The organism is Pandoraea sp. LA3 (genome assembly GCF_022696215.1).
GTDB classification, from domain to species: Bacteria; Pseudomonadota; Gammaproteobacteria; order Burkholderiales; family Burkholderiaceae; genus Pandoraea; species Pandoraea capi.
In genome coordinates, this window is record NZ_PTPY01000035.1 from 672,152 (window position 1) to 691,913 (window position 19,762).

Annotated in this window: 18 protein-coding genes; 12 read left to right on the forward strand and 6 right to left on the reverse strand. The window is 63.9% G+C overall.

Translation table 11 applies throughout. The annotated features are described in order from the left end of the window. Positions 1–40 precede the first annotated feature (40 nt). The 6 genes from odhB (at position 41) to C5N93_RS18460 (ending at position 6,555) form a co-directional block, all read left to right on the forward strand. Positions 41–1,306 carry a 2-oxoglutarate dehydrogenase complex dihydrolipoyllysine-residue succinyltransferase gene (odhB, locus tag C5N93_RS18435; protein WP_069343822.1) on the forward strand — a complete coding sequence of 422 codons (1,266 nt, stop codon included), beginning with the start codon at positions 41–43 and terminating at the stop codon, positions 1,304–1,306. A gap of 94 nt (positions 1,307–1,400) precedes the next feature. Next, the gene (gene lpdA, locus C5N93_RS18440; RefSeq protein WP_242560398.1) at positions 1,401–2,843 is read left to right on the forward strand and encodes a dihydrolipoyl dehydrogenase; all 1,443 of its coding nucleotides are present in this window, start codon (positions 1,401–1,403) and stop codon (positions 2,841–2,843) included. 99 nt (positions 2,844–2,942) lie between these two features. Then, entirely contained in the window at positions 2,943–4,040 is a 1,098-nt protein-coding gene (gene zapE, locus C5N93_RS18445; protein ID WP_242560399.1) for a cell division protein ZapE, read from the forward strand. A gap of 667 nt (positions 4,041–4,707) precedes the next feature. Next, positions 4,708–5,331 carry a DUF2939 domain-containing protein gene (locus C5N93_RS18450; RefSeq protein WP_242560400.1) on the forward strand — a complete coding sequence of 208 codons (624 nt, stop codon included), beginning with the start codon at positions 4,708–4,710 and terminating at the stop codon, positions 5,329–5,331. Positions 5,332–5,380: 49 nt separating this feature from the next. Next, on the forward strand, positions 5,381–5,854 hold the full coding sequence (locus tag C5N93_RS18455; protein ID WP_242560401.1) for a DUF2147 domain-containing protein: 474 nt from the start codon (positions 5,381–5,383) through the stop codon (positions 5,852–5,854). A 218-nt stretch (positions 5,855–6,072) separates the two neighbouring features. Continuing rightward, positions 6,073–6,555: a DUF2147 domain-containing protein gene (locus C5N93_RS18460; RefSeq protein ID WP_150720518.1), complete on the forward strand. Its 483-nt coding sequence runs from the start codon at positions 6,073–6,075 to the stop codon at positions 6,553–6,555. 72 nt (positions 6,556–6,627) lie between these two features. On the opposite strand, the gene C5N93_RS18465 is transcribed toward C5N93_RS18460, so the two are convergent. The 6 genes from C5N93_RS18465 to C5N93_RS18490 all read right to left on the reverse strand — a co-directional run bounded on the left by C5N93_RS18465 (position 6,628) and on the right by C5N93_RS18490 (position 14,163). Next, positions 6,628–8,034 carry a hypothetical protein gene (locus C5N93_RS18465; protein ID WP_242560402.1) on the reverse strand — a complete coding sequence of 469 codons (1,407 nt, stop codon included), beginning with the start codon at positions 8,032–8,034 and terminating at the stop codon, positions 6,628–6,630. Positions 8,035–8,392: 358 nt separating this feature from the next. Further along, the gene (locus C5N93_RS18470) at positions 8,393–9,703 is read right to left on the reverse strand and encodes a collagen-like triple helix repeat-containing protein (protein ID WP_242560403.1); all 1,311 of its coding nucleotides are present in this window, start codon (positions 9,701–9,703) and stop codon (positions 8,393–8,395) included. A gap of 117 nt (positions 9,704–9,820) precedes the next feature. Then, positions 9,821–10,597 carry a MarR family transcriptional regulator gene (locus C5N93_RS18475; protein WP_242560404.1) on the reverse strand — a complete coding sequence of 259 codons (777 nt, stop codon included), beginning with the start codon at positions 10,595–10,597 and terminating at the stop codon, positions 9,821–9,823. 71 nt (positions 10,598–10,668) lie between these two features. Then, the gene (locus C5N93_RS18480) at positions 10,669–11,895 is read right to left on the reverse strand and encodes a collagen-like triple helix repeat-containing protein (RefSeq protein WP_242560405.1); all 1,227 of its coding nucleotides are present in this window, start codon (positions 11,893–11,895) and stop codon (positions 10,669–10,671) included. A gap of 303 nt (positions 11,896–12,198) precedes the next feature. Further along, positions 12,199–13,818: a collagen-like triple helix repeat-containing protein gene (locus C5N93_RS18485; protein ID WP_242560406.1), complete on the reverse strand. Its 1,620-nt coding sequence runs from the start codon at positions 13,816–13,818 to the stop codon at positions 12,199–12,201. 27 nt (positions 13,819–13,845) lie between these two features. Beyond that, positions 13,846–14,163: a hypothetical protein gene (locus tag C5N93_RS18490; protein WP_069343831.1), complete on the reverse strand. Its 318-nt coding sequence runs from the start codon at positions 14,161–14,163 to the stop codon at positions 13,846–13,848. A 970-nt stretch (positions 14,164–15,133) separates the two neighbouring features. Here C5N93_RS18490 and C5N93_RS18495 point away from each other — a divergent pair. The 6 genes from C5N93_RS18495 to C5N93_RS18520 all read left to right on the forward strand — a co-directional run bounded on the left by C5N93_RS18495 (position 15,134) and on the right by C5N93_RS18520 (position 19,664). Further along, positions 15,134–15,319: a Flp family type IVb pilin gene (locus tag C5N93_RS18495; protein ID WP_069343832.1), complete on the forward strand. Its 186-nt coding sequence runs from the start codon at positions 15,134–15,136 to the stop codon at positions 15,317–15,319. Between the two features lie 187 nt (positions 15,320–15,506). Next, on the forward strand, positions 15,507–15,707 hold the full coding sequence (locus C5N93_RS18500; protein WP_069343833.1) for a Flp family type IVb pilin: 201 nt from the start codon (positions 15,507–15,509) through the stop codon (positions 15,705–15,707). Between the two features lie 6 nt (positions 15,708–15,713). Continuing rightward, positions 15,714–16,202: an A24 family peptidase gene (locus C5N93_RS18505; RefSeq protein ID WP_242560407.1), complete on the forward strand. Its 489-nt coding sequence runs from the start codon at positions 15,714–15,716 to the stop codon at positions 16,200–16,202. A gap of 201 nt (positions 16,203–16,403) precedes the next feature. Next, positions 16,404–16,880, forward strand: coding sequence for a TadE/TadG family type IV pilus assembly protein (locus C5N93_RS18510; RefSeq protein ID WP_139133316.1), 477 nt, complete (start codon positions 16,404–16,406; stop codon positions 16,878–16,880). 163 nt (positions 16,881–17,043) lie between these two features. Then, on the forward strand, positions 17,044–18,069 hold the full coding sequence (gene cpaB / locus C5N93_RS18515; protein ID WP_242560408.1) for a Flp pilus assembly protein CpaB: 1,026 nt from the start codon (positions 17,044–17,046) through the stop codon (positions 18,067–18,069). Positions 18,070–18,329: 260 nt separating this feature from the next. Then, on the forward strand, positions 18,330–19,664 hold the full coding sequence (locus C5N93_RS18520) for a type II and III secretion system protein family protein (protein ID WP_242560409.1): 1,335 nt from the start codon (positions 18,330–18,332) through the stop codon (positions 19,662–19,664). Positions 19,665–19,762 lie beyond the last annotated feature (98 nt).

The following is a 19,762-nucleotide window of genomic DNA, read 5'->3' on the forward strand; positions in this document are numbered from 1 at the left end:
TATTTCCGAATTGAACGTTTATCGAATCCAGGATCCAGAAATGGCCATCGTAGAAGTTAAAGTCCCCCAGTTTTCCGAGTCGGTTTCCGAAGGCACGCTGCTCGACTGGAAGAAGAAAGTCGGCGAAGCATTCGCTCAGGACGAAACCATCATTGAAGTCGAGACCGACAAGGTCGTGCTCGAAGTGCCGGCCCCGGCGGCTGGCGTGCTCGTCGAAGTGTCGGCCAATGCCGGCGACACCGTGACGTCTGAACAGATCATCGCCAAGATCGACACCGAAGCCAAGGCAGGCGCTGCTGCACCGGTCGCCGCCAAGCCGGCTGAAGCCGCTGCGCCGGCCGCCGCTGCTGCCCCGGCCGCTGCCCCCGCAGCCGGTGGCGCTTCGGGCAACATCGCCAGCCCGGCCGCTGCCAAGGTGCTGGCCGAGAAGAACCTGTCGGCCGGTGATGTCGCCGGTTCGGGCCGTGACGGCCGCGTGACCAAGGGCGACGCCCTGGCCGCTGGCGCCAAGCCCGCCGCTGCTGCTTCGTCGATCCCGGCCCCGGCACAACGTGCCGCACTGCCGTCGGTTTCTGCGCCGGCTGGCCGTGATCAGTCGCTGGAAGGCCGTCCGGAACAGCGCGTGCCGATGTCGCGTCTGCGCGCCCGTATCGCTGAGCGCCTGCTGCAATCGCAACAGACCAACGCCATTCTGACCACGTTCAACGAGGTCAACATGAAGCCGGTGATGGATCTGCGCAACAAGTACAAGGACAAGTTCGAGAAGGAACACGGCGTGAAGCTGGGTTTCATGTCGTTCTTCGTCAAGGCCGCTGTGCACGCACTCAAGAAGTACCCGGCCGTGAACGCCTCGATCGACGGTAACGACATCGTCTACCACGGCTACTTCGACATCGGTATCGCTGTCGGCTCGCCGCGTGGTCTGGTGGTGCCGATCCTGCGCAATGCCGACCAGATGAGCCTGGCCGACATCGAGAAGAAGATCGCCGAGTATGGCAAGAAGGCTGCCGACGGCAAGCTGTCGATCGAAGAAATGACCGGCGGTACGTTCTCGATCTCGAACGGCGGTGTGTTCGGTTCGATGCTGTCGACCCCGATCATCAACCCGCCGCAGTCGGCCATTCTGGGCGTGCACGCCACGAAGGACCGTGCCGTCGTGGAAAACGGCGAGATCGTCATCCGTCCGATGAACTACCTCGCCATGAGCTACGACCACCGTATCATCGACGGTCGCGAAGCCGTGCTGAGCCTCGTCGCGATGAAGGAAGCGCTGGAAGATCCGGCCCGCCTGCTGCTCGACCTGTAAGCGTTAGCGCGCACTGCGCGGTGTTGGCCGGTCATGCTCGATGTGACCGGCGTGCCGCGCCTCCCCCTGCCGTCAACCCTCACTGAGTCTCAAAATGGCAAATAAAGAATTTGATGTCGTCGTTATCGGCGCAGGCCCCGGCGGTTATATCGCCGCTATCCGCGCTGCGCAACTCGGTTTCAGCGTCGCTTGCGTCGAAAAGTGGACCAATCCGGCCGGCAAGATGGTGCTGGGCGGTACGTGCCTGAACGTCGGTTGCATTCCGTCGAAGGCATTGCTCGCGTCGTCGGAAGAGTTCGAAAAGGTCGGTCATCACCTGGCCGATCACGGTATCACCACGTCGGATGTCAAGATCGACATCGCAAAGATGCTCACGCGCAAGCAAGGCATCGTCGACAAGATGACAGGCGGTATCGAGTTCCTGTTCAAGAAGAACAAGATCACGTGGCTCAAGGGCCATGGTGAACTCAAGGCCAAGAGCGACGGTGGCTACCAGATCGAAGTGACGCCGCCGAAGCCGGAAGATCCGAAGGAAGTGGTCACTGCCAAGAACGTGATCATCGCCACGGGTTCGAAGGCCCGTCACCTGCCGGGCATGCCGGTCGACAACAAGCTCATCTCGGATAACGAAGGTGCGCTCTCGTTTGACACCGTGCCGAAGAAGCTGGGCGTGATCGGCGCTGGCGTGATCGGTCTGGAACTGGGTTCGGTGTGGCGTCGTCTGGGTGCCGAAGTCACGGTGCTCGAAGCCATGCCGGAATTCCTGGCTGCCGCCGATGCGGGCGTCGCCAAGGAAGCGCAGAAGCAATTCAAGAAGCAAGGTCTGGACATCAACGTCGGCGTGAAGGTCGGCGAAGTGAAGGCCAGCAAGAACAACGTCACGATCAACTACACGGACAAGGACGGCAAGGAGCACACGCTCGAAGTCGATCGCCTGATCGTGTCGGTCGGTCGCGTGCCGAACACGGACAATCTGGGTCTGGGCAACATCGGTCTCGCGACCGACGAGCGCGGCTTCATCCCCGTGGACGACCACTGCCGTACCAAGCTGCCGAACGTGTACGCGATCGGTGACGTGGTGCGTGGCCCGATGCTCGCGCACAAGGCCGAAGACGAAGGCGTGCTGGTGGCCGAAGTCATCGCCGGTCAGAAGCCGCACATCGACTACAACTGCATTCCGTGGGTGATCTACACCTCGCCGGAAATCGCATGGGTCGGCAAGACCGAGCAGCAACTGAAGGCCGAAGGCCGTGAGTTCAAGCCGGGTCAGTTCCCGTTCGCGGCCAACGGCCGTGCGCTGGGCATGGGCTCGTCGGATGGTTTCGTGAAGGTACTGGCAGACGCCAAGACCGACGAAATCCTCGGCGTGCACGTGATCGGCCTGAACGCGTCGGACCTGATCGCCGAAGCTGTCGTGGCGATGGAGTTCAAGGCGGCGTCGGAAGACATCGGCCGTATCTGCCATCCGCACCCGTCGCTGTCGGAAGTGATGCGTGAAGCCGCCCTCGATGTCGAGAAGCGTGCACTGAACAAGTAAGCCGCTTTTCGCTTACCTGTACGAACAAAGGCGAGGCAACTCGCCTTTGTTTTTTCCTGATTTCCTATGCCCCCCGGCGCGGGTTCGTCGCCGCACTGCATGAACGTTCGCGAATACTACCAACAAGAATTGGCCGCGCGCGGCTACAAGCCCGATGAGGCACAGGAGCGCGCCGTCGAGCGTTTGCAGCAATGCTACGACGAGTGGGCAGCTTACAAGTCGAGGCGCTCGAACGCGCTCAAGAAGTGGCTCGTTCACCCCGATCTGCCCAAGGGCGTGTATCTGTGGGGCGGGGTGGGGCGCGGCAAGAGCTTCCTGATGGACAGCTTCTACTCGGTGGTGCCGTTGCAGCGCAAGACACGTCTGCACTTCCACGAGTTCATGCGCGAAGTGCACCATCAGTTGCAGGCGCTCAAGGGATTGCCCGATCCGCTGGACGAGCTGGCCAAGCGCATCGCGAAACGCTATCGCCTGATCTGTTTCGACGAATTTCACGTGTCCGACGTGGCCGATGCCATGATCCTGCACCGCTTGCTCGCCGAGCTGTTCAAGAACGGTGTGCAGTTCGTGATGACGTCGAATTACCGTCCCGACACGCTGTACCCCGATGGCCTGCACCGCGACCGCGTGTTGCCTGCCATCCGTTTGCTCGAAGAGAAGCTCGACGTGCTCAACGTCGACGCGGGTATCGACTACCGGCGTCGTACGCTGGCGCAGGTGCAGGTCTATCACTACCCGCTGGGCAATGAGGCGAACCGTGCGTTGCGTGCAGCGTTCAGCGAGATTGCCGGTGTGCCGGACGAGAGCCCGTTGCTGCATATCGAGCAACGCGAATTGAAGGCGCTGCGCCGTGCGGGTGGTGTCGTGTGGTTCGACTTCCACACGCTGTGCGGTGGGCCGCGCTCGCAGAACGATTATCTGGAACTGGCGAACCGCTTCCACACGGTAGTGCTCTCCGACGTACCGAAGATGACGCCGCGCATGGCGTCGGAAGCGCGTCGTTTCACGTGGCTCGTCGACGTCTTCTACGACCACAAGGTCAAGTTGCTGATGTCGGCCGAAGTGCCCGCCGAGGAGTTGTACACGGAAGGCACGCTGGCCAACGAATTCACGCGGACGGTATCGCGTCTCGTCGAGATGCAGTCGCTGGAATATCTCGAAGCGCCCCGGCGTGTAGTGGATACGTCGCTGACCTGATGAGGTGATTGGCGCTGAGGGCAACCCGGACACCTCGGGTTGGCCCTCGGGTGATTCTCGTTCGACCCTTGGGGCGGCCTGCAACCTCTCCAGCGACCGTTAGCGCCCGCGGTCCCCACGGTCCCCTCGTCCTCGCTGACGCGAGTCCGAAGGGGGCGGAGGCGGGGGCGGCTGCCGCTGTTCGCGGATGTGGTTGTAAATATCGCCGCGCAGATCGCCTTGAGGCCGCACTTCCTGGGGTTGCGGCCGAGACGGTCCAGACCGTGCGCCGCCATGGTTATCGCCGCGCCCGTTCGGACGTTCGGCACCTTGCGCGAACCAGCCCTGGAAAAAACGGCTGTTCGACGACGATTGGGCCGTGGCGCCCAGAGACGCACCGGCCAGCATGACGACACATAGCATCCGGACAAGTCGGGTGTGACGCATGGTGCCACCTCCTTGTCGGTAGAACTGCCCTGAATTGCCGCCCGTCGCGCGCAAGTCGCATCTGCCGGGTAGGCGAGGGACTTGGGTCTGTCATGACAATCACGCACGATTGCGGCTACGCTTCGAGATTAAAAGGGCGTCAGCTTGTGTGCTGTAAAGATTTGTAAAGCAATGTAAGCCGATGGGGGCGTGTTGTCGTACGTCGCCTACCATGCGCTGTTTCGATTGTCGGAGTCTTGCAATGCGTAAGCTTTCTGTGGTTGTGCTGGCACTGGTCGTGGTACTCGGCCTGCTCTTCGGTACGCCGTATTACACCTTGTGGCGAGCCCGCGACGCGGCCAATGCGCGTGACGCGACCGCGCTTTCTTCGTATGTCGATTACCCGGCCGTGCGTGAAAGCCTGAAAACGAGCTTGCACGACGAGCTTTCGCGTCAGATGGACAAACAACGCGGTAACGCTTTCGGCGCGCTGGCACTGGCCCTCGGCGGCTGGGTGTCGGATCGTGTGGTGGAGGCGCTGCTCACGCCGGAGGCGGTCGCTGCCATGCTACGCGGCGACAGCACGGGGTTGCCACCCGCACCGGGCGCCCCCGAGCCGCGCGACGTGATACCGCCACAGGCCGAGGCGAGCGCACCGCCGGCCGCGCCGGCACCGCAGACGAACAGCGGCGCGGCGACATCGCCCGAGCGCCAGTCGGCGCCCAATACCGCGCGCACGACAACGCGTACCGAGTTCCAGGACTTCAACCACTTCCTCGTGCATGTCTCGCGCAGCGATCGTCCCGAGCGGGTGGTGACGTTCACGCTCACACGCCGTAACCTCGTGCAGTGGCGTCTCACGGCGATTGCATTGCCACCGCTGTAATTTCCGTCTCTGTCGGCCTTTGCGTCATCCCTCGTATCCGGTAGCAATCTTGAATGCGATTCTGAATGTGGTGTCCTGGCGACGCCTGTGTGTAGCAGCCATGCTGACGGGCCATGCGCTCGTCGCCATGGCGTCCACGGACATGCCGTCGCCAGTGGGCGTCTGGCGGATCGTCGATGAGACCGGCGATCCGAAGGCGCTCATCACTATCTCCGAGAAAGACGGCGAAATCGTCGGTGCGCTGACCAGGAGTCTTGGACGGCCCGACGGACTGGAGCGCCGTTGCACCGAATGCACCGACTGGCGCCGCGGCAAGAAGCTTCAGGGGCTGCAAATCATTCGCGGATTGCACAGGGACGCCGACAGCGACGAATACGTCGGTGGGAAAATTCTTGATCCGGACAGCGGTAGCGAATACGGCTGCAAGATGCGGGTCGTCGACGGTGGCAAGAAGCTCGAAGTTCGAGGCTATTTCGGCATCTCCCTGCTAGGTCGCACCCAGACCTGGATTCGCGAGCAGTAATCTCTTCTCCCCACGGATCGTGTGACGCCGAAACCGGTACGGGCACCCGAACCGGCCCGCACAAGCTAGAGGACTTCCTCAGCACGGCGTCACGCCTTTGGCGTAATCTTCAAAGCGACTCACGCGCGAAAACCCGGCGTTTCAGCCGTTGTGACGCCGATGCTGTGCGCAGGGTGAGTCCTACGACAATCAATTCCGTATCTGGGAGGATGACAATCATGATGCAGATTTCGAACGCGACGTCGTGGCGACGTCTGGGCGCTCACGCGCTCGTCGCGGTGGCGTTGCTGGGTGGTGTGGCGAAGGCTGCGCTGGCGGCCGACGAGAACTCGCCGGTCGGCGTGTGGAAGACCATCGACGACAGTACGGGCAAGCCGAAAGCCCTCGTCACGATCTCGGAGAAAGACGGCGAGTACGTCGGCGTGATCACGAAGGGCCTCGGCGCTAACGATGATCCCGAGCGGATTTGCGATAAATGCACGGATGCCCGCAAGGGGCAGAAGATGCTCGGCATGCAGATCATTCGCGGCATCAAGAAAGACGGCGACGAGTATTCCGGCGGCTACATTCTCGATCCCGAGAACGGCAAGGATTACAAGTGCAAGCTGACCGTGATCGATGGCGGCAAGAAGCTCGATGTGCGCGGCTTCATCGGCATCTCGCTGATCGGTCGCACGCAGACCTGGATTCGCGAGCAATAAGACTTTTCCGGTCGTCACAGCAAAGCCCCGGACGGCGTCGTCGTCCGGGGCTTTGACGTCTCAGGTGCCGGGTTACGTTGTGAAACCGGGCAAGGCCAGGTCCTCGCGGGATAAGCGCTTTTTCGGCAGCTGATCGAACAGCGAGTGAATCATCTGCGCCATCGAGTGCTTCTGAATGGCGCCGCGGACGCCGGCCGGCGGCGCAACGTTGTCTCCCGAATAAGGTTCTGCGGCAGGTCCGGCATTGGACGGTTGTCGTGAGGCGGGGGGGACGCCGATACGCTCACCCACGGGGCGGGGCAGGGCCATGCGCCCGGCCCACGTCATGGCCCTGCCGAGGAGTGGCGTGCGTCGGGCCAGAGACTCGGCGCCTTGGATCGCTTCCTGCACCACCGACAAGGCTTCGCCATTGACGTGGTAAGCCTTGACTCGTGTCGATGCGGGCATGGCTGAATGCCGGGCCACCGTGCGGTTGTGAAGGCCTGCGGTGTCGAATGTCAGGCCATTAGCGCCGGGAACGACCGATGTTTGTGCCGAGGCAAGACCTCCCCCTAACGAATGCCCTGTGAATATCAATTTCGACGGCGAGTGTTCCCGAGCCAGAGATTTCGCCATGTTCATGGCTTCGTCGTACTGTGCTGAGGAGAATCCGAATGCCTGGCGGATGTTCTGCTGCCAGTCGATGCCGGAACGTCCCGAAATCCCCATTTCCGTGCCGCGATTCGCCACGATGATTTTGTCGCCGAGTGAATCGGTATAGACGGCACCGAAATAGCCCGATTGCCCTGGCCCGTTCCTGTCGTAACTGCGCAGACGCTGCACCCGTGCAGGAAGGATGTGGGGCACGGCTTCGTCGAAATAGACATCATGATTCACCAGAGCCGCTGCCATTACGTTACGTTGTTCGAGCAAATCCGACGGTGTCCGCCGTCCCTCTCGCGACGCGATCCACGCGTCGATTTCATCGACTCGGCGTGCGATGGCAACGAGTTTCGACGTCTCTTGCGCCGAGTCATGTGCGGCGTCCGGGCCTACGAGCGGCGTCATCTGTGCGACGACGTTCCTGTAGACGTCCGCCTGTTGTCGGCGAATTGATTCGGATAACGAATCGAATTCAGTGCGAACTCTGTCGCCGGATCTGAACGACGAATTTTTCAGCACATCCAGCCACACTTGCGTCAGCTTGTGCAGGCGATCGTTCAGCGGGTGAGGGCGATCCGACAACGGGGCGCTGTCCGGGAGCGCGCCCATGTTCTGTAGCGTGCGTCGCCATTGATCGTCTGCGAGGCGACGCTCGCTAATCTGGCGAGTATGACCGGCCCATGGTTCGGTGCTGTCGGTCGTGTGGGCGAGCGTTTCAGACGCTTTTCGTGGTGTGTTGAAAGTGGGGGCTGCCGGCGCGTGCGGTTCGTTTGCGGCGCGGGCAGTGAGCAGGGAAGCGTAAATCGTCGGTCTGAGGGCGCCAGTCGAAATCTGCATGGAAGTCATCGATGCGATGGTGAAAAACCACCACGTGTCACGCTCCCGGCTTGTGGCCGGAGCGCGAAGCATCGTGGTGGAGAGGGCGATCGATTCTGATCGACGTGTTTGCCGGCGGAAATCAAATATGGCTCATTCGCCACGGTTTGCACGCGCGCGGGAAGTGAGTGCTCATGGCGCGAAGACGGTACGAAAACGGATCGAATGCGACGTAAAAAAACGATCGAAAACGGCAACGCCCGGACAGTGTCGCTTCACTGTCCGGGCGTTGCCGTCTTACGCCGCACTCGACGCCTGCACGCCGATAGCGGTTCCCCCTCGCGATCCTTCGACTTGCGTGATCGGTGCGCGATCGATATTACTTGCCCAATCCTCCGAGCAATCCGGTCACCGGGGCAAGCAATCCCCCCGCGCCGCTGGTCCCGCCTGAGCCCGTGCTCGCAATCGACGTCAGCGGTGTCGTGACAGTGCTCAACAAGCTGGTGACAGGTGCGAGCGGGTTACTCGTGCCCGTACCTCCCGTACCTCCTGCACCGCCCGCGGCGCTCGTCACACCGCCGAGCAGACCGGTGACGGCCCCCAACGGATTGCTGCCGGATGATCCCGAGCCATTCGTCACGCCGCCGAGCAATCCCGTCACAGTCCCCAGCGGATTGCCCGATGCTCCGGTCGATCCACCCAGGCCGCCAAGCAGTCCGGTGAGGGCGCCAAGCGGATTGTTGCCGGTGGCCGTCGTGGGCGTCGCGGTGGTGTTGCCGACGTTCGCCAGAATGTTGCCCAGCGCATTGGGTGACGTCGTGCCGGTGCTGCCCGTGAGCAGTCCGCCGGCGCTGGTCACGGTATTGCCGAGTGCCGTCAACGGATTGGCGAGACTGGCGACGACGGCGTTCGGGGCGCTCGCCTTTACTTGCGCGCCGGTGGCGTTCAATGCGCCGCCGAGGGTGCCGAGCAGACCGGCGACCGGCGCGCCGAGGCCGGTGGTGTTGCCGACCGTCTGCGTTGTCGTGACCAGCGTGCTCGTGATCGGCGTGATGGCCGACGATAGCGCTGCGGTGGCTTGCACGACCTGTGGGCTGGTCAATGCCTGCGTGAGCGCCTGACCGCCCGTCACGCCGCCCTGACCGACGGTGACGACAACCTGACCGAGCGCATTCGTGAGCGTGCTCACCGGTGTATTCGCGAGCGGGCCGCTGTTGCCGATACCTGCGACGCCGCTACCGAGCGACTTCGCCGCGTTACCGAGATCCGAGACGACACCGCCGGTGCTGGCAAGCGTGGTGCCGACGGGGTTTGCGCCGGTCTTGCCGAGCTGACCGAGGCCGTCGCCGATGCCCTTGCCGAGATCAGTGACGGCGTTACCGGTCTGCACAACCGCGCCGCCGACGCCTTGGGTGACTTGCGGCGATACCCCCGGAATCGTCGTGCCGGAGACCTGATTGCCGACGGCGCTCACGACCGAGCCCACCGAGCTGACCACACCGTTGCTGCTCGTGGATGGGTTCGTCGGATTGGTCGGGTTCGTCGGCGTATTGGGATTGTTGGGGTTGTTCGGATTCGTCGGCGTGTCGCCGGTTGCGCCGCTGCCGCCGCCCGAGCTGGAGCAACCGGTGACGCCCATCACGCCGACAATCAACGCAGTGAGCAACGTGGGACGCAGAAAGTTCGTCATGACATCTCTCCTCGGTGGGGCAGACGGCGGGCCGTCATGCGGTCACAGCGGTCATAGCGGTTATCGCTCGTGCAGCGCGCGTTTGCCGGACCGATGTCCGGCGCGCGTCGATCCGGCTCAGGTCTTGGGCGACGTGTTGCGTGCGTTCGAGACCAGACCGGCAATGTCCTGATCCGCTTCGAAGCGCAGGCGGAACGTCTCGCTCTTGAGTGTGCGAATGCTCTGCACCAGAAAATCGTGAATGGCGGCGAGTTCGCTTTGATCGTACGCAGCGCTCACCGCCGTGAGTTCGCGCGACACCGACGACAGGAATTGCTCGATCTGCGCGCAGCGCTCCTGAATCGGGTGAATCATCACCATGCGGCGGTCGTGCGGGTTTTTCTCGCGCTCGACGAAGCCGGCACGCTCCAGCCGGTCGATGACGGTGGTGATGCCGCCGGAGCTCACACCCATGAGTTCGGCGAGTTGTCCGGCGGTAATCGATTCGAGTTCGAGAATCAGGTCGAGCGCGTTCAGATCGGTGACGTTCAGACCGAGCTGTTCGGCCAGCGCCGCGTGATAGAGCGCGGTGTACACGGCGAGCCGGCGTCCGAGTGAGCGGACGATACCGGCGACGAGATCGTTACGGTTCGTGTGTCGGTCGCTCATGGTGCCGTGCGTTCCATTCGTGCCATTCGTCCCATGCATCCCGTTCGCGCCATTTGCCGAATGCGTGGGGGCAGATGCCAGGGTGGCGCCGGAAGCGGTGCCGGTGTCGGCACCGTACGTGTTATGGCTGTGGCTGCCGGCGTAACCATTGCTGGTGTCGCGCATTGCCGAGGGTTCGGAGACTTGCGGGGCGGCGTCGCCATGACCGCGCATCAGAACGCCGGTGTCGGATATGAAGCGGGCCATGGCATCTCCTTATCGATTGTTGTTGGTTGTGTGGCCGGCGCGAAGGCGCGCCGGGCCACGTACTGCATCAGTTACTTGCCGACGCTCGCCACGCTGCCGAGCAGGTTCGTCACCGGTTGGATGATGACGAGCAGGCCGTTGGCGCCACCGGTGCTGCCGCCCGCGCTGTTCGTCACGCCCGAGAGCAGGCTCGTGACGGGGGCGAGGGGGCTGCTGCTGCCGCTGCCGCCAGACGTGGCGCCGAGCAGGCCGGTCACCGGCGCGAGCGGGTTGCTGCCGCCCGTGGCGCCGCCGAGGCTGCCGAGCAGACCCGTGACCGGGGCGAGCGGGCCGCCGCTGGAGCCGCCCAATCCGCCGAGCAGGCCGGTCAGCGAGCCGAGCGGGTTGGCGCTGCTGCTGCCGCCACCGGCTGCGGTGTTACCCAGACCGCCGAGCAGCGAGCCGAACGGGTTCGAGGAACCGGTCGACGTCGAGCCGTTGACGAATCCGCCGAGCGTCGACACGGTGTTGCCGGTCGCGGTGACGGTATTGCCGAGCGATTTCACGACGCCATTCGACGAGGTGCCGCCGATCTGCGTGCCGAGCGATGCCACCGTGCCGCCGACCGTGCCCAGCAGGCCATTCAACGGCGAGCCGAGACCGGTCGCGTTACCCACCGTGCGGGTCGTGTCGGAGACCACGTTGGTGATCGGGTTGACCGCAGACGAAAGCGTCTTCGTGACCTGCGTCACCGGCCCGCCTGTGAAGGCCTGGCTGGCGATGGCGCCGCCGGCGATACCGGCCTGCCCCACGGTGCTTACGACGTTGCCGACCGCACCGACCAGCGTGTCGACCGGCGTGCCTTCGAGCGGGTTGCCCTTGGTGATGCCTGCGACGCCGCTGCCGAGCGACACGCCGGCCTTGCCCAGATCCGTCAACGCGGGACCCGTGCTGGCGAGCGTGATGCCGACCGTATCCGCCGACGTACCTGTCTGGCCCAGGCCGGCGCTCACGCCGTTGCCCAGGTCGGTGACAGCGTTGCCGGTGCTCTTGAGCGCGCCGCCCATACCTTGCGACGTTTGCTGCGAGACCAGCGGCAGTTGCGTGCTGGCGACCTGATCGCCGAGTGCGCTCACGACGTTGCCGGCGGAGCTCACGACACCACCGGCGCCGGCGGCGGTCGTGCCCACGGCGTTCGGGGTGCCGGTCGTGCCGGCCGAGGTGGCGCCGCTGCCGCCGCCGCCGCTGGAGCAGCCGGTCAGGGCGATGGCTGCGATGGCGGCCGAAGCCAGGAGGGTGCGTTGAAGTGCGTTGCTCATGATGTCTATCTCCCTTGGTCGTTCTGAATGTTGGCTGGCGGGGGACCGCGCATTGATGCCGTTTCGTTGTGAGGCTTACCGTCAGGTACCGCTATTTCCATTTGAGAAACCGGGGCCGCTCGCTGTGATGCCGTTGGGTACGTGCGGCGTGTCGGGTGAGCCGGATCCGGGCCAGCCCGGTCCGATGCGTGGGCATCGGAGCGAGGGCCGGATCGCGGCGGTCGCAGGCTGGCGGTGGAATCGCGCGGGTCATGATCGGTGGCCTGTTCGTCTGTGATGGCGTGGTGGATTCAGCGCGCCGGATTACTTCTTGCCGCCGCCGAGCAGGCCGCCGAGCAAGCCGGTCACCGGTGCGAGCGGGCCGCCGCTGTTGCTGCCGCTGCCCGACGTTGCGCCGCCGACTGCACCCGTCACCGAACCGAGCAGCGTGGTCACCGGGGCGAGGACGTTGCCCGACGCCGAGGCGCTGCCGCCGGCCGACGCGCCGCCCGAGCCTGCCGAGGCGCCTGCGCCGCCCGTAACGCCGCCGAGGGCGCCCGTCAGACCGGAGACGAGGTTCGTGACCGGGGCAAGCGGGTTGCTGCCCGAGGCACCGCCCGTGGCGCCGCCGAGGGCACCCGTCAGACCGGAGACGAGGTTCGTGACCGGGGCGAGCGGGTTGCTGCCCGAGGCACCGCCCGTGGCGCCGCCGAGGGCACCCGTCAGACCGGAGACGAGGTTCGTGACCGGGGCGAGCGGGTTGTTGCCCGAGGCGCCGCCTGCGGCACCGCCGAGGGCGCCCGTCAGACCGGAGACGAGATTCGTGACCGGGGCGAGCGGGCCGCTACCCGTGCCCGTGCCGCCACCCACGACACCCGACAGGCCGCCGAGGGCCGAGGTGAGCGGTGCGAGCGGGTTGGTGCTGGTCGGCGTGCCGTGCACGAGACCGCCAAGGCTGGCCACCGTGTTGCCGACACCGGTGACGACGCCACCGAGATCCTTCGCGATCGGGTTGTTGATCTGACCACCGATCTTGGTGCCCACGCCGGCCAGACCGCCACCGACTTGTGCCAGCAGACCGGCCACCGGCGTGCCGAGGCCCGTTGCGTTGCCCACGGTTTGCGTGGTGTTGGTCACGACCGTGGTGATCGGCGTGATGGTCTTCGACAGACCCGAGGTCAGTTGCTGCACCGGCGCGCTGTTGACGGTGTCCGTCAGCCCCGTGCCGAGGGCGGCGCCTGCGCCACCGACCGCGCTCACGACACCGCCGAGCAGCGTGGTCACGCTGCCTACCGGCGCGATCTTGTCGAGGCCCGTGGTCTGGCCGAGACCCGCCACGGCGTTCCCGAGTTGCTGACCGGCCTGACCGAGGTTGGTCACGGCGCCTGTCACACCGGTGAGCGTCGGGTTGAGCACGTCGTTGCCGGAACCCAGCTTGCCCAGGCCGTTCGTCAGGCCGTTGCCGATCGATTGCACGGCGTCGCCAGTCTTGGTCGTGGCGCCCGCCAGGCCGCTTTGCGTTTGCGAGCTGACCAGCGGCAGGTTCGTGCTGCCGACGACCGTGCCCAGATCGCTGACCGTCTTGCCGACCTGCGTTACGACACCCGTGCTGGCCGTGGCTGCCACGGTGCCGATGGGGTTGGCCGAGGCGCCAGTGCCACCGTTACCGTTTCCATTGCCATTGCCATTCCCGTTGCCGTTGCCGTTTCCATTTCCGTTGCCGTTGCCATTGCCGCTACCGTTGCCATTACCGCTGCCCGAGCCGTCGGGCACGGTGCCTGCGCCCGAACCGCCGCCGCTACCGGTGCCAGCCGTGGTGCCGCTGCCGCCACCATCGCCGAGCGAGCCACTGGTGCCGCCGGAGCCGGAGCTTGCGCAGCCGGTCATCGTGACGACGGCGAGGATAACGGCGGAAGCGAGAAGGGTGCGTTGGATGTTTTTCATGATGGAGTCCTCTGGTCTTTGTCGTAATCAGGCGAGCACGTCTTGTGCAGCCAATCGGTTGTTCATGCGTTGTGCGATGAGTGCGAACAGGAGCGCGTTGACGACTGCGCTATCGGGGCCCGTCATCGCATGGGCCGAATGCGTGTTGCTGCTGCGAGCGTTTGCCACTTCGGTCGGTGTGGCGGTGGCGCGTACGCCACCGCCTTCTTCACCGCCCCTCCCTGGGCTTGCGCCTCTACGATCGGTGTCGGCCGCAGCGCTTTGCTGTTTTGCCGAGATGCGTTGACGCTCTGCCGAGATGGCCGCGGCGCCGTGCATCGTTTGTTTGGTATTGCCAACGATCATGGTGTCCCTCGTGATCTTTAGCGTTGCGATGCAGGGATATCTGCAAGAGGTGTGCCAACCGAAGATTCACGGTTTGAATAACTCTTCTAGTTTTTTCTCGAATCGGCTGAAAAGCCTGTATTTATTTGCGTTTCGGAAAACAAGAATCTTTCGAATCGAGAGATCGGGATGGCAAAGGGGATGAGGAGAGTCAGGGTTAACGCCATCGGGAAATGGCGAAAAACAGAGGAATTGGCGTTCCCGTTACGGGGGGCGTTACGGGTAACGTTACGTAACGATTGGGATGTGATCGGGATGTAACGGAACGAAAGGCAAATGAAAAACAAGCCGGTAAATGCGGGTCGGCATTGCGCAACTAATAGAAGGAGCGCACGACATTCGGGTAATGCCGGATCGAAGGCGATGCTGAGGAAGCCGTACTTTTATGTAAAGGCGTGAAACGTCTTTGCGAATCGGTTATCCAAGGGATAACTAAGTAGCGATAGCGCTGGTGTGTACTTGCACACTGGGGCTGGCAGCGCAGGGTGCTGCGTGCCAGATGGATGAATAGTTATTTAAATACGCACTGGAGTTGGCCGCGGCGATTTCGATGCGGTGTGTGGCGCCGCACCAATCATGGTTTTCCCTCGCGAGCGCTGATTTGCTTAGTTTTGGAGTATTGTTTGATCAACCGGTGTAACGTATTTTTACAATCGCCGGAGTGATTGGAAGCAAGACTCTAGTTTTTGTGATTTAGTTTAAATTAGCATCGAAAAAAAATAGTACGCCGCAGCAAAGGCTGTACCAACAGACCGGCAAATATTGGCGTACAACGTAAAAGAGGTTCGCGAGCCTTATAGCGCAACGAGCCCGAGGCCGAAGTCAAGAGTTGATAAGCGATATGGCAGGACTGCACGTCAGCCCATCGGGCCGCTGTGATGTCCCGCTGTGTGCCAACAGGCGCTGATGCGTCTTTTTGAGGGAGGGTGATATGAAGCTCGGTAATCGTTTTCGACTGTTTGCGCGCGACGAGCGTGGTGTGACGGCACTGGAGTACGGCATCCTCGCCGCTATCGTGGCGGTGATCATCGGCGGCACCGTTTATACCAACCTGGGCACGGCGTTCTCGTCGGTGTTCTCGAAGATTCAGTCGGCGGTCACGGCGGCTGGCGCTTAATGCACGCTTAATGCATTAACGCATTGGCATGGCGGGAAGGCGCCGAAGCGCGCCGAAACAAGTCGGCATGTGTTCCTCGCGTCTGCGTGCTGTAGCGAGGGATCGTGCTGACGGATTGGGGAAGGGCATCTGTCGTACAGAATGCCATTCGGGGTAGTGGGATGCTGTATTCGCGAGGAAGCGAATCATGCAGGCAAATCGCGCAAGCAAGACCGGACGGCAGCTTCGACTGTCCCGGCAAAAGGGTGTCACCGCACTGGAGTACGGCATCCTCGCCGCAATCGTGGCGGTGATCATCGGCGGTACGGTGTACACGAATATGAGTAGTGTGCTTTCGAGCGCCTTCAGTACGGTGACTTCGGCAGCAACGTCGGCGTCGTCGCATTGACACGCTGTGCTGACATTGCTGTGGCTGTTGTGCGTGCCGATCGTATTGACTGATCTGATCGCGCGACGTATTCCGAACCTCTGGCTGCTGTGTGTCGGTGTACCGGCGCTGGGGGGGATCGGCTGGCAGGCGTGGCATTCCGGCGCGCACGTGGTCTGGGTTCACGGGCTTGGCGCGGTGCTTGGATTGATCGTACTGCTGCCTTTCTGGTGGCGCGGTGTCATGGCCGCCGGCGACGTCAAGTTGTTTGCGGTGATCGGACTGGTCGCTGGCTATCCGGCGCTGTTGCCGGTCTGGTGTCTGGCCAGCGTGGCAGCGGGGGTTCATGCGCTCCTGCTGTTGGCGGGACGCTCGAAGCGGTCGAAAGCGTTGGCGCGTTGGCGCGACCGTGTGACTGCCTCGCAAGCATGGCGACGAATTTTGCAGTGGCGGGCGGGACGCGTCGGGTTGCCTTACGGGGCATATCTGGCTGTGGCGGCGCTCGTAGTGAGGTAGGTGCGACGTGGGCGTGAGGGCGCCCTTCGCCGGTGTCGGAAGCCTCGCAAGTCGTTTCAGGTTTCACACGCGACAGGAGTAACGAGTGCTGCCGGAGGCAGCGCCGTAATAATGGGACGCGCGGGCGACGCCGCGCAAATTGCAGGTTCATGCGTCGCCAGACACGGACGAAGAGTGCCGTGCGCGACGGGGGGTATCGTCATGAAGCGGTCTGGGGCACAGGCAAGGACAGGGTTGCGATGCGCGAACATGCGCGGCGTCGCGGCACTGGAATTCATGCTCATTCTCATGATCCTGCTGCCTGCTTTCTACGTCGCCGTCGCCTTCTCTCTCAATATTCTTGCCCGACAGATGCTCACGCAGGCCGCCTCCGAAGCAGGCCGTGCGATGTTGCGCGCCGGCACGATGACGCAGCGTCAGGCCTACGCCACGACCGCGATCAACACAACGCTGACGTGGCCGTCGGCCTCAGCGGTAACGGCGACGTTTCCGGCCGATGCCACGTATCCATGCCCGGCGTCGGGTGCAGGCGCCGTATCGCAATGCATCGTCCATGTCACGCTCACGCTCAATCAGCCGATGACGGTGAACTGGCCGGGGCTGGGCGCGCTGGTGCCGACGACCGTGACGGGCACGGCAGCCGTGACGCTCGACACCTCGACGCTGGGCGGTAGCTGACAGATGGCTGCCGCGCAATGCGAGTGAATGACGGCGAGTGCGACGGCGTGTGAAGTCTCGATGTAGCGAAGTGCAGAAGTAGCGACATAGCAAGAAGGTTGACATGCCGCCGGTTTGCCGGCGTCCCGCAAGTTGTGACTGAACGGCCGACAGGCCCCAAGCCATGAACAAAGCCACCAAGATTCTCGCTGCTGTGCTGGTTGTTGCCGGAGTGGTGCTGGCGCTTTTCGCATTGCGCTTGGGGACGACGAATGCCCCCGCGCCGCAAACCACGCCTTCGGCAGTGACCCAGACGCTCACCCAGCGTTTCCCGGCCGTGGTGGCGGCCAGGGCGCTTTCGCCCGGCAAGCCCATTACGGCGGACGACGTCAAGATCGCGCAATTCGATAGCCCCACGCCGGCGGGTTTCAACATCCCGGCCGACGTCGTGGGACGTGTGCCGCTCGTGGCCCTCGCCGCGGGTGTTCCCGTCACGCAGAACGTGCTTGCCCGAGGACTCGCCATGCAACTCGCGCCGGGCGAGCGCGCCGTGGCGCTTCCCGTGACGGAAACCGTCGGCGTGAGCAACCGCATTCGTCCGGGCGATTTCGTCGACGTCTTCTTCACGATGAAGACGAACCAGCCGGCGGGTAGTCCGACCATCGGCATCGTCGACGACACGCAGGCCCGCCTGCTCGCGTCGCGGGTGCGCGTGCTGACCTACGGCAATGCGTCGCTTGACGACGTGACGCCGCAGCCGGCCGCGCCGAGTGTCGCCTCGACGGTTGCCGCCGCGACCGCCAGCGCGCCGCAGCCTCAGCAACCTGCGCCAGCCGCACAACCGCCGATGCCCGCCACCTCGGCCGTCGTGGCCGTGCCGGTCGAAGACGTCAACCGTCTCGTGCTCGGCGCGCAGCAGGGCAAGATCACACTGGCGTTGCGCAATCCGGCCGACGACACCCGTCCCGATACTTCGCTGTTCCCGCCGCCGCCGCCCGTGCTCGCGAGCAAGTCAGGCCTGACGGCGGACACCAAGGCAGCGCTTGATACCCCTGAAAACCGCGCTTACGCCGGGATCGCCACAACGGGCCTGGCAGGCGAGCCGACGCGCCGCCCCGCAGCGCCGCGAGCACCCGGTGGCGGCGGCAGCAGCAGCGGCGGCACGATCGAGGTCGTGCGCGGCGCGGAACGCTCCACGGCGGCTTACTGACCTGAACTGACCTGAACTGACCTGAACTGACCTGAACTGACCTGAACTGACCTGAACTGACGAATTGGACCGAGTGATTGAGCCGAGTTTTACCGAATTCTTACCGAACGAACGGAAAGCATCGACACGCAGATCCAGTGACGCCCCGGCATGGCACGACGCCGATCCGGGCCACGTCGCTCCACCGACACAGTGACCGATACAGCCACGCCATGATCAGAAGCCAGGTTCGCACTGCCAGACGAGATGCCAGACGTGTCATGGGAATGTTGTTGTGTTTTACGGCGTTGCTCGCCTGTGGCGGGACCGTCGCAGTGCGCATGGCCGATGCGGCCGATAGCGCGTCCGGCGCCGGGGCGAGGTCGCTTACGCTGGGGGTGCATGAGCAACGTGAATTGCAGGTGAGCGGCGCGCTGGAGCGCGTGGCCGTCGCGGACCCGGATATCGCGGACATCGTGGTGCTCAAGGGCTCGGGCGGGCGGCGCGGCTCAGTGCTGGTCGTCGGCAAGAAAGCGGGCACGACGCAGGTGTCGACGTGGCCGCGCGGTGGCGAACCGACACGCTGGGAAATCCATGTGCAGGGCAGCCTGCAAAGTGCGCTCGGCGATTCAGGTGGCGCCAGCGTGGACCCGCGCGGTAGCGCCGCGATCATCAAGGGCCACGCCGGCTCGCTGATGGAACACAGCGGCCTGCAAGCGGCGGCCGTCGATGCCACGGGCAAAGGCGGTGTCGTCGTCGACCGCTCTACCGTCGGCGACACCGGCGTCGTGCAGGTCGATGTCAAGATCGTGGAAGTGAATCGCAACATTCTGAATCAACTGGGGGCGAGCTTCAGCGCGTCGAGGAAATCGGGCTCGGGCAGCTTCGGGGTGAACTCGCAGTTGGCGTCGGCCTTCGGCAGCGGCGGCACGTCGGTCTCGAACTTCGGTTCGTTCTTCGGCTCGATTACGCGGGGCGCATTCAACCTCTCGGCGGAGATCGATCTGTTGCAGACGAACGGCCTGGGCCGCGTGCTCGCTGCGCCGACGCTGGTGGCGCTCTCGGGACAGAGCGCGAGCTTCCTCGCCGGCGGCGAGTTGCCCGTGCCGCAGTCCGGCGGGCTGGGGACGACGACGATCGTCTACAAGTCGTTTGGTGTCGGGCTGACGGTCACGCCGACGATCCTGTCGCCGAATCGCATTGCACTGAAGGTCGCGCCGGAAGCGTCGGACCTCGACTACACGAACGCCGTGGTCATCGCGTCGACGCAGATTCCGGCGATTACCACCCGCCGTGCCGATACGACGGTCGAACTCGGCGACGGCGAAAGCTTCATCATCGGCGGGCTGATCTCGCGCACCACGACCGCCGCCGTCGACAAAGTGCCGCTGCTCGGCGATCTGCCGCTCATCGGCGCGTTTTTCCGGAATCTGAAGTACAACAGCACTGAAAAGGAACTGGTCATCATCGTGACGCCGCGCCTCGTCAAACCGGTGGCCCGCGACGTCGCCTTGCCGCTGCCGGGCGACACGCGCGAGAAGCGGCCGGGGCAAGTGTGGGGCGCGTATCTGATGGGCGTAGCAAGCGACAGCGAACTGCCGGGTTTCTCAAAGTGATGCTGACGTCGCATCGACTGCACAGGGCGCACGCGATGCAGTTGGACGACGCAACGGCAACATCGGACGAGGCACTGGCGAGAGCCGGGATGGGGTAG